The organism is Streptomyces albicerus (assembly GCF_008905045.1).
Lineage (GTDB): Bacteria > Actinomycetota > Actinomycetes > Streptomycetales > Streptomycetaceae > Streptomyces > Streptomyces albicerus.
Genome location: NZ_VWMY01000066.1, coordinates 38,679 through 48,974, shown reverse-complemented (window position 1 = coordinate 48,974; position 10,296 = coordinate 38,679). Strand labels below are relative to the sequence as shown.

The window sequence follows — 10,296 nt, the reverse complement described above, 5'->3', positions numbered from 1 at the left end:
GGGGGGGGCGATAGGCCTCTGCCGCAGGCTCGGGCATGGTCAGGGATGGCTCAGGCGGTGGTGCGGCGATCCTGAGTAGATCGTGCGGGAGTGGAGCATGCCGATGGGGGCCGAGCCGGGTGGGCTCGGCCCCCATCGGGGAAGTGAAGGGCTGCGTCAGGGCATGGGGTTGTCCAGCGGGGCCACCGGCATGGGGTTGTCGGCCAGTGCCGGGCTCGCGGCCGCTGCGGTGATGCCGAGCATCAGGGCGATCGTGGCGAGGATCTTCTTGGTGCGGGTCATTCCAGCTCCTGTGGGGGAGGGGACTTCCGGGCAAAAAGAGATTCCTGGCTACATGGGAGGAAGTGTTCGAGAGGGCCGCGAACGGTTCGCGTCACCGAATGACCCGAACCGGGCCCCGGACAGACCTCGGCCGCGGTGGCTCCCCCTCCGCGCCACCGCGGCCGATCCCCGTCGGGAGGAAAGTCTCTACTTGCCGCCGTCGAGGTCCAGGGCGGGCGGGGCGGGCATGCCGTTGTCCATCGTCCGGATGTCGTCCTTGGCGGGCTCGCTGGGCATGCCGTTGTCGAGCGGCTTGACGTCCGGGTCCTCGGCCGGCGGAGTCGGCATACCGTTGTCGAGCGTGGTGACGTCCGGGTCCTTGGCAGGCGGAGTCGGCATTCCGTTGTCCTGCGTGGTGAAGTCCGTGTCCTTCTTCTTGTCGTTCATGGGCGTGAGTCCTCCGTTGTGATGACGAGTGAGGAACGCCCGCCCAGAAACTCCCCCGAGGGCCGCTGGACGGGCGTTCGGAGCCGCACACTAACCGGTCGGGCTCCTGGTCAGACCGTCTGCCCCCCGACGCGACGGTGTGACAGGTATGAGAGTGCCCGGTGGAGATAAACGAATGCTGAACGTCCGCAACAGCCCGGTGTGAAGCACGTCGCTCACGCCGCAGTGGCGGGCGTGAGCAGCGCACGTACCTCCTGCGCCTGTGCGGCGCCGCCGTTCTGTTCGTAGAGGTTGATCGCCTCACGCCAGCAGGCCCGGGCCCGGTCCACCTGTCCCAGCCTGGTGAGCGCCCGGCCCAGGAGCGTCAGAACGGTGCCCTGCATCCGATCGCCGCCGATGCATCCGAGCGCGAGTGCCTGCTCGGCGTGCTGGGCAGCTTGCGCGGGGCGACGGGCGGCCAAGTGCACTTCGGCGATACGGAAGTTGGTCGTTCCCTCCCAGAGCCGCTGTCGGTGGTTGCCGAAGACGGACAAGGCGTCGGAGAACTGACTGAGGGCCTCGGTGTGACGGTCGGCCCTGGTCAGAGCGATGCCCAGGGTGAAGTGCCCGTTGGCGAGACGCAGGGTCTGGCCGATCTCGAGGTACGCGGTCAGGGCGCGCTGCGCGATCTCCACCGCCATGGTGATGTTCCCCATGCCCAGGTGAGCACGTGACAGGTTGCACAGGCTGAGCGCTTCGAGGGGCTTGTTGCCGATCGCGCCGTATCCCTCTATCGACCGCTCGAAGAACGTCTTGCCCTCCGCGTACTGTTCCTGGTGGAGGAAGGTGAGCCCCCGGTCGTTGGCCGCCCAGCTCATGGCCATGGCGTCCTGAGCGGAGGCGGCGAGTTCCATGGCGAGCTGAGCCTGCTCGGCGGCCTGTTGGATACGGCCGGAGACCAGCAGGGGGTGGGTGAGCGTCGTCCGTGCCCTGCCCTCCGCGTGAGCGTCCCCCGCGGCCCGAGTGGCATCGCACATCGCCCTGGCCGTCGTCTCGTACTGGTGGGAGTTGGCCCCCGACTCGGTGAGGTCCCTGGCGGCCCACAGCAGGTCCACCGCCCGCCGCAACCGATCCGTACCCGCCGACTGCCGCACGCAGGCCAGCAGAGGCGATGCCTCGGTGTACAGCCAGTCGAGGGCAGCGCTTCCTTCGCCGAACCGCAGCCCCGGATACTGCGTCGCCTCCAGGTGATCCACCAGCCGGTCCCCCGGCCGCTCGATCGCATAGATCCCCGAAGCCGTAGCCAGGTAGAAGTCGAGCAGTCGCGACATCGCCGCTGCCCGCTCGCTCGGCGGCTGTTCGTCCCTCTCCGCGCAAGCACGCGCGTAGAGCCGGACCAGGTCGTGGTAGCGATACCGACCGGGCGCCGCCGACTCCAGCAACGAGGTGTCGACGAGGGACTCCAGCAAGTCCTCCGTTTCCTCGACCGGCAGGTCCAGCACCGCCGCAGCTGCCGCCAGCGAGATGTCCGGCCCGTCCGCCAGCCCCAGCAGCCGGAAAGCCCGAGCCTGCGTCGGCTCCAACTGCCCATATCCCAGCTCGAAGGTGGCCTTCACCGCCAGGTCCCCGGCCTGAAGCTCGTCCAGTCGTCGTCGCTCGTCCGCCAGCTTCGCCGCGAGTACGGAAACCGTCCACGTACGACGAGCCGCCAACCGCGACGCGGCGATGCGGATCGCCAGCGGCAAGAAGCCGCACGCCGCCACCACGTCCAGCGCGGCCTCCCGCTCGGAGGCGACGCGCTCCGTGCCCACGATCTTCGTGAAGAGCTGCAAGGCCTCCTCGGGGGACATCACGTCCAGGTCCACCAAGTGGGCCCCGGCCAGGTCCACCATCCGTACCCGGGAGGTGATGAGCGCCGCGCAGCCCTCCGTCCCGGGCAGCAGCGGACGCACCTGCGCGGCATCGCGCGCGTTGTCCAGCAGCACCAGTACCCGGCGGCCGTCCAGCACTGACCGGAACAGCGCTGCCCGCTCCTCCAGCGAGTCCGGGATGGCGGAGTCGGCGGTCCCCAACGCCCGTAGGAACGCCCCCAGCACCGTCTCCGGCTCGGCCGCGCGCGCTCCGGCCCCTTGCAGGTCCACGTACAACTGCCCGTCAGGGAACGCGCCTCGGGCCTGGTGCGCCACATGCACCGCGAGGGTCGTCTTGCCCACGCCCCCGATCCCGGCCACCGCCGACACCGCCATGACGCGGCCCTCGGCGGAGGCCAGCACGTCGCCCAGTTCGGAGACAAAGGACGCACGGCCGGTGAAGTCAGGGACAGTGGCCGGGAGTTGGGCGGGACGGACGGGAGCGACGGCAGGCTCCGCCACCGGAGCCGACGGTTCCGCCAGCCCGGGGTCCGCCTGCAGAATCCGCTGCTGGAGTTCCTTCAGGCCCGGCCGCGGGTCCACCCCCAGCTCATCCGCCAGCAAGCGCCGCGTGTCCGCGTACACCGCCAGCGCCTCCGCCTGCCGGCCCGAGCGGTACAGGGCGAGCATCAGCAGTTCACGGAGTCGCTCCCGCAACGGATGTGCCGCTGTCAGAGCTGTGAGTTCGGAGACCGCCTCCGCGTGGCAGCCCTGTTCGAGGTCCATGTCCAGGCGGGACTCGATGAGCTGAAGGCGCCACTCCTCCAGGCGGGTGCGCTGCGTGTCCGCGTACGGGCCGGGGACGCTTGCCAGTACCTCCCCGTCCCACAGGCTCAGCGCCTTGTTCAGCATGGCGCGCGCGTGGCACAGGTCGCCGGTCGTCTTCGCCTTCTCCGCGTCCGCCGCCAACTCCTGGGCCAGGGCCAGGTCCAGGGAACCGCCCACGCCGGACCCGTCGGTGAGCCGGATGGCGTAGCCGCCCGACTCGCTGACCAGTACGCCGGGAGAGAGGACCTTCCGCAACCGCGAGGCATACGTCCGCACAGCCGCCAGCGCCTGCGACGGCGGCTCCTCGCCCCACAGCGCGTCGATCAGTTCGGACGCCGTCGCCGTGCGGCCCTCGCGGAGCAGCAGAGCCGCCAGCAGGGCGCGTTGTTGCGGAGATCCGGTGGGCAATGACTCCGCCCCGCGCCAGGCGCGCACCGGGCCGAGCACACTGAAGCGAAGCGCCGCCGATTCCTCGGGACGCCACTGCTCCGGCACCCGCTCGGAAGCTCGCGGTACACCGTCCATCGCTGTCCCCCTGCCGAAACGTCATGACAACCAGGCCAGTTTGCCTTGTTCATGGCGGATACGTCAGCCGTGGGAGACACCGATCACAGGCCGCCATGCCGAGGACCGCAAGCCCTCACAGGGCCCACACCCCGTCCTCGCAACCCCGCGACCCCTTTCCCGCATTCCAGGGACCGCTCGCCCGGCACCGACCAGGGAGCTGACGGACCGTCAGATCAGCGCTACCGTACAAAGCATGGAGACCTTTCCGAAGATCATCTCGGTGGACGACCACACGGTGGAGCCCCCCAGCGTCTGGCAGGACCGGCTCCCGTCGAAGTACCAGGACCGGGGGCCGCGGATCGTCCGCGCCCCGCTCAAGGAAATGACCTTCCTGGGCGGCAAGTTCGCTCCCGTCATGGGTGCGCAGGGGGACGAGGGGCCCATCGGTGACTGGTGGGTCTACGAGGACCTGCACCGCCCCCTCACCCGCCTCGACACCGCCGTCGGGTACGACAGGGACGAGATCAAGCTCGAGATCATCACGTACGAGCAGATGCGGCCGGGCTCGTACGACGTCCCGCAACGCCTCGCCGACATGGACGTCAACCACGTCCAGTCCGCCCTCTGCTTCCCCACCTTCCCCCGCTTCTGCGGCCAGACCTTCACCGAGGCCAAGGACCACGAACTGGGCCTCCTCTCCGTGCGCGCCTACAACGACTGGATGGTCGAGGAGTGGTGCGGGCCCGAGGCCCGGGGCCGGCTGATACCGCTCACCCTCATACCTCTGTGGGACGCGCGGCTGGCTGCGGAGGAGGTACGGCGCAACGCCTCCCGTGGGGTACGGGCCGTCGCCTTCTCCGAGATACCTCCGCATCTCGGACTGCCCTCCATCCATACGGACGACTGGGATCCGTTCCTCGCCGCCTGTGACGAGACCGGCACGGTCATCGCCATGCACATCGGGTCGAGCAGCCGCATGCCCTCCACCTCCGCCGACGCCCCGCCTGCCGTCGGCTCCACCATCACCTTCGCAAACTGCTGCTTCTCGATGGTCGACTGGCTGATGAGCGGCAAGTTCGAGCGCTTCCCGAATCTGAAAGTGATGTACGCGGAGGGGCAGATCGGGTGGATTCCCTACATCCTCGAGCGCGCGGACGTGGTGTGGGAGGAGAACCGGGGCTGGGGCGGCGTCGCCGACAAGGTCCACCGGCCGCCGTCCGAACTCTTCGCCGAGCACGTCTACGGCTGCTTCTTCGACGACGCCTTCGGGCTCCGCAACCTCGACTCCATAGGGGTCGGGAACGTGTTGTACGAGACCGACTATCCCCACTCCGACTCCACCTGGCCCAAGTCGCGGGAGGTCGGCGAGGCGCAGATGGGGCACCTGGACGCGGATGTCGTCGACCGGATCGTACGGCGGAACGCGATCGAGCTGCTCGGGCTGACGGCGGACGGGCTGTGGGCCGGGCTGGGCGGTGCGCCCGGTGGCGACGGTGAACAGGGCGGTGCCCGTTGAGCGCTTCCCTCCAGTACGGGATGCAGCTGCCCGTCCAGTCCCAGAGCACCCTCTACGCCGAGGCCTGGGAGGCGGACGCCGGTCCCGACGACCTCGTCGAGATCGCGCGTACCGCCGATCGTTCGGGCTTCGCGTACGTGGCGAGCTGCGACCACGTGGCCATCCCGCGCCGGCTCGCCGCCGCGATGAGCACGATCTGGTACGACCCGGTCGCCACGCTCGCCTTCCTGGCGGGGGTGACCGAGCGCGTACGGCTGCTCAGCCATGTCGCGGTGGTCGGACTGCGGCATCCCCTCCTCACCGCCAAGCAGTACGCGACCCTCGACCATCTCTCGGGCGGCCGGCTGATCCTCGGGGTCGGCGCCGGGCACGTACAGGAGGAGTTCGAGGCGCTGGGGGTGGACTTCGTGCGCCGTGGAGCCGTCCTCGACGAGTCCATCGACGCGTTGCGGGCAGCGCTCGGGCCGGATGAATTCCCCTCCCATCATGGAAAGTTGTACGACTTCGAAGGGCTCGGCCAGCGACCTCGGCCCGCGCAGGAGCGCGTTCCCCTCTGGGTCGGCGGCTCCTCGCCGGCCGCCGTGCGCCGGGCCGCGGTCAAGGGGGATGGCTGGCTGCCGCAGGGGGATCCGCGGGAGCGGCTGCCCGAGCAGATCGCGCGGATCGAACGGCTTCGCGAGGATGCGGGGGTCGACGAGCCCCTCACCGTGGGCGCCATCACCGAGCCCCTGTACGTGGGCGAGCCCGGCTGGGACGTCGGGCGACGCACCCTCACCGGCAGCCCCGAAGCGCTCGCCGAGTCGCTGCGGGCGTACCAAGCGATGGGGGTGGACCAGATCCAGGTGCGGTTCCGGAGCCGGAGCCGCGCCGAACTCACCGACCAGATGGAGGCGTTCGGGACCGAGGTGGCCGTCCTGCTGTAGGGGCCGGCGGCCGGTGACCCGGTCGGCGGACCTCGGTTGTTCCTGTGCGGCCCCGTTCATATCTGACGGTGTGTCAGATACTGTGATGGACTCCACGTCTGCGAAGGGAGTTCGCATGGGCAAGCTCGACGGACGGGTCGTTCTCGTCACCGGCGCCGCGCGCGGCCAGGGAGAACAGGAGGCGCGGCTCTTCGCGGCCGAGGGCGCCAAGGTCGTCGTCGCGGACGTGCTCGACGACCAGGGGGAGGGGCTGGCCAAGGAGCTGGGCGCGCTCTATGTCCATCTGGACGTGAGCCGGGAGGACGGCTGGGCGGCCGCGGTGGCCGCCGCGAAGGGTGCGTACGGGAAGGTCGACGGGCTGGTCAACAACGCCGGTGTCCTGCGCTTCAACGCCCTCGTCGACACTCCTCTCGACGAGTTCATGCACCTCGTGCAGGTCAACCAGGTCGGCGTCTTCCTCGGCATCAAGGCCCTCGCCCCCGAGATCGAGGCGGCCGGCGGCGGAACCATCGTCAACACCGCCTCGTACACCGGGGTCACCGGCATGGCGTACGTCGGCGCGTACAGCGCGACCAAGCACGCGATCGTCGGCCTCACGCGCGTGGCCGCGCTGGAGCTGGCACCCAAGGGGATCCGTGTCAACGCCGTCTGCCCCGGCGCCATCGACACCGCCATGAGCAACCCTGCGCTGCTCGACCCGGCGGCGGACGCCGAGGCGGCCTCGGAGGGCGTGGCGCGGCTGTACCGCAAGCTCGTGCCGATGGGCCGAATCGGGAAGCCCGAGGAGGTGGCGCGACTCGCGCTCTTCCTCTCCTCGGAGGACTCCTCCTACATCACCGGGCAGCCGTTCGTGATCGACGGGGGGTGGCTGGCGGGGGTGAGTGTGGTCTGACGTGGCGTCAGCTATTGACGCTCCAGGCGGGCGGTGGAACAGTCGGCCTCAGTGGATCTGACGGTATGTCAGATCTCGTATCCAGACTCTCGGGGACGGTGAACCTCCTTGGAATTCGGGCTCTTTGTACAGGGATACGTGGGCAAGCGGGCCGAGACCGATCCGCTCGCGGAACACAAGGCGCTGATGGAGGAGACCGAGTACGTCATCCAGGCGGACAAGTCCGGCTTCAAGTACGCCTGGGCGTCCGAGCACCACTTCCTGGAGGAGTACTCGCACCTCTCCGCGAACGACGTCTTCCTCGGGTACCTCGCGCACGCCACCGAGCGCATTCACCTCGGGTCCGGGATCTTCAACCCGCTCGCCCAGGTCAACCACCCCGTGAAGGTCGCCGAGAAGGTCGCCATGCTCGACCATCTCACCGAGAACCGCTTCGAGTTCGGCAGCGGACGCGGCGCCGGTTCGCACGAGATCCTCGGCTTCCTTCCCGGCATCACCGACATGAACTACACGAAGGAGATCTGGGAAGAGACCATCGCCGAGTTCCCGAAGATGTGGCTCCAGGACGAGTACGTCGGGTTCCAGGGCAAGCACTGGCAGCTCCCGCCGCGCAAGGTCCTGCCCAAGCCGCACGGGAAGTCGCACCCCGCCATGTGGTACGCCGCCGGGTCGCCGCCGTCGTACTCCATGGCCGCCCGCAAGGGGCTCGGAGTGCTCGGCTTCAGCGTGCAGAAGGTCTCCGACATGGAGTGGGTGCTCGAGCAGTACAAGACGGCGGTCGTCGAGGCGGAGCCGATCGGGGACTTCGTCAACGACAACGTGATGGTGACGACCACCGCGATCTGTGCGCCCACGCACGAAGAGGCGATACGGATCGCTGTGGGCGGTGGGCTGCACTATCTGCCCTCGCTCGTCTTCCGGTATCACGACACCTTCCCGCGGCCCGAGGGGTTCCCCGTGTGGCCGGAGACGCTGCCCGAGTACAACGAGGAGTTCGTCGAACTCCTCATCGCCGAGGAGCTGTTGATCTGCGGGGATCCGGACGAGGTGCTCACGCAGTGCAAGCGGTGGGAGCAGGCCGGGGCCGATCAGTTGTCGTTCGGGTTGCCGGTGGGGGTGCCGAAGGAGGAGACGCTGCAGACGATTCGGCTGATCGGGGAGCACGTGATTCCGAAGATCGATACGGATCCTGTGCATCGGACAACTCGGTTCCGGCAGGCCGTCTGAGGTTTGTCGGAGGCTGCGGGTTCGTTGTGGCTTGTCGCGCAGTTCCCCGCGCCCCTGAGGGGCGCCCCCAGTGCGGAGGCGGACAGCGCAGAGAGCCGGACACTGCAGAAAGCCAGAGAGGGGCGTAGGAAGCATGCTTGACCATCTGATCAAGGGCGCGACCGTCGTGGATGGGTCGGGTGCGCCCTCGTACACCGCTGACGTGGGGATACGTGACGGGCGTATCGCCGTGATCGGGAGCGTCACCGAGGCGGCGCGTACGAGTGAGGACGCGTCCGGGCTCGTACTCGCTCCTGGGTTCGTCGATCCGCACACCCACTACGACGCGCAGCTGTTCTGGGACCCGTATGCGACCCCGTCCCTGAACCACGGTGTGACGACCGTCGCCGGTGGCAACTGCGGTTTCACCCTCGCTCCGCTCAATCCGGAGCGGCCGGAAGACGCCGACTACACGCGGCGGATGATGTCCAAGGTCGAGGGGATGTCGCTGGTCGCGCTGGAGGAGGGGGCGCCCTGGAGCTGGCATTCCTTCGGGGAGTATCTGGATGCCCTGGAGGGGCGGATCGCGGTCAACGCGGGCTTCATGGTCGGGCATTGTGCGTTGCGGCGGTATGTGATGGGGCCGGATGCCGTGGGCGGGCAGCCGACCGAGGAGCAGTTGTCGCGGATGCTCGGGCTCCTCCATGAGGCGATGGGGGCCGGGGCCTGGGGGTTCTCCACCACGCAGTCGTCCACGCACTCCGACGGGGACGGAAAGCCGGTCGCCTCTCGGCATGCCGGGCCGGCCGAACTGCTGGCGCTTTCACAGGCGGTGGGCGAGCACGAGGGTACGCAGATCGAGGCGATCGTCGCGGGCTGCCTCGATCAGTTCAGCGACGACGAGATCGATCTTTTCGTGGAGATGAGCGCGGCGGCGGGGCGTCCGCTGAACTGGAACGTCCTGACGATCGACTCGTCCGTCCCCGAGCGCGTGCCGCGGCAGCTCGCGGCAAGTGAACGGGCCCGAAAGGCCGGTGGGCGGATCGTCGCGCTGACGATGCCGATCCTCACGCCGATGAACATGTCGCTCGGTACGTTCTGCGCGCTCAACCTCATCCCCGGGTGGGGCGAGGTGCTCGGCCTGCCCGTGCCCGAACGGATCGCGAAGCTGCGGGACCCCGGGGTCCGGGCCGAGATGCTGCGGCGGGCCGACTCGAAGGAGGCCGGTGTCTTCCGGCGGCTCGCCGACTTCGGGCGGTACGTCATCGGGGACACGTACAGCGCGGAGAACGAGGGGCTCACGGGGCGGGTCGTACGGGACATCGCGGCCGAGCGCGGCCAGGAGCCGTTCGAGTGCATCGTCGAGATCTGCGCCAACGACCGGATGCGTACGGTCCTCTGGCCCATGCCCACCGACAACGACCCCGACTCGTGGACGCTGCGCCAGGAGACGTGGCGGCACGAGGACGTGATGCTCGGCGGGTCGGACGCGGGCGCCCATCTGGACCGGATGTGCGGGGCTCCGTACACGACCCGGTTCATCGGCGACTGTTTGCGGGGCCGGAAGCTGGTGACCCTGGAGCAGGCGGTGAAGATGCTCACGGACGATCCGGCACAGCTCTTCGGACTCCGCGAGCGCGGACGTGTCGCGGAGGGTTTCCATGCGGACCTCGTGCTCTTCGACCCGGAACGGATCGACGCCGGCAAGGCCACCCTGGTGCACGACCTGCCGGGAGACAGTCCGCGGCTCGACTCCAAGGCGATCGGCGTGACGGCCGTGTGGGTCAACGGAGTCGAGGCGATCCGGGGCGATGCGGTGACCGGGGCCGTACCGGGGAAGGTGCTGCGCTCGGGTCGGGACACGCGGACGGTGAGCACCAAGTGATG

Annotated in this window: 8 protein-coding genes; 5 read left to right on the top strand and 3 right to left on the bottom strand. The window is 69.1% G+C overall.

Annotated features, from left to right (window positions below; translation table 11 throughout):
• Nucleotides 1-156: 156 nt before the first annotated feature.
• The 3 genes from GAS53_RS57815 to GAS53_RS42925 form a co-directional block, all read right to left on the bottom strand.
• Nucleotides 157-282, bottom strand: a complete 126-nt coding sequence (locus GAS53_RS57815; RefSeq protein ID WP_263974217.1) for a hypothetical protein — start codon at nt 280-282, stop codon at nt 157-159.
• A 186-nt stretch (nt 283-468) separates the two neighbouring features.
• Nucleotides 469-708 (bottom strand): hypothetical protein, encoded by a 240-nt coding sequence (locus tag GAS53_RS42930; protein ID WP_151483210.1) that lies wholly within the window; start codon nt 706-708, stop codon nt 469-471.
• A gap of 215 nt (nt 709-923) precedes the next feature.
• Nucleotides 924-3,890 carry an AfsR/SARP family transcriptional regulator gene (locus GAS53_RS42925; RefSeq protein WP_151483209.1) on the bottom strand — a complete coding sequence of 989 codons (2,967 nt, stop codon included), beginning with the start codon at nt 3,888-3,890 and terminating at the stop codon, nt 924-926.
• A gap of 235 nt (nt 3,891-4,125) precedes the next feature.
• On the opposite strand from GAS53_RS42925, the gene GAS53_RS42920 reads away from it, so the two are divergent.
• The 5 genes from GAS53_RS42920 to GAS53_RS42900 all read left to right on the top strand — a co-directional run bounded on the left by GAS53_RS42920 (nt 4,126) and on the right by GAS53_RS42900 (nt 10,294).
• A complete protein-coding gene (locus GAS53_RS42920) occupies nt 4,126-5,388 on the top strand; it encodes an amidohydrolase family protein (RefSeq protein ID WP_151483208.1) in 1,263 nt (420 codons plus the stop codon).
• 20 nt (nt 5,389-5,408) lie between these two features.
• Nucleotides 5,409-6,311 (top strand): LLM class F420-dependent oxidoreductase, encoded by a 903-nt coding sequence (locus tag GAS53_RS42915; RefSeq protein WP_151483220.1) that lies wholly within the window; start codon nt 5,409-5,411, stop codon nt 6,309-6,311.
• Between the two features lie 115 nt (nt 6,312-6,426).
• Complete coding sequence (locus GAS53_RS42910; protein WP_151483207.1) at nt 6,427-7,203, top strand: SDR family NAD(P)-dependent oxidoreductase; 777 nt, start codon at nt 6,427-6,429, stop codon at nt 7,201-7,203.
• A gap of 108 nt (nt 7,204-7,311) precedes the next feature.
• Nucleotides 7,312-8,430, top strand: coding sequence for an LLM class flavin-dependent oxidoreductase (locus GAS53_RS42905; protein WP_151483206.1), 1,119 nt, complete (start codon nt 7,312-7,314; stop codon nt 8,428-8,430).
• 133 nt (nt 8,431-8,563) lie between these two features.
• Nucleotides 8,564-10,294, top strand: a complete 1,731-nt coding sequence (locus GAS53_RS42900; protein WP_151483205.1) for an N-acyl-D-amino-acid deacylase family protein — start codon at nt 8,564-8,566, stop codon at nt 10,292-10,294.
• The last annotated feature ends 2 nt before the right edge of the window (nt 10,295-10,296 follow it).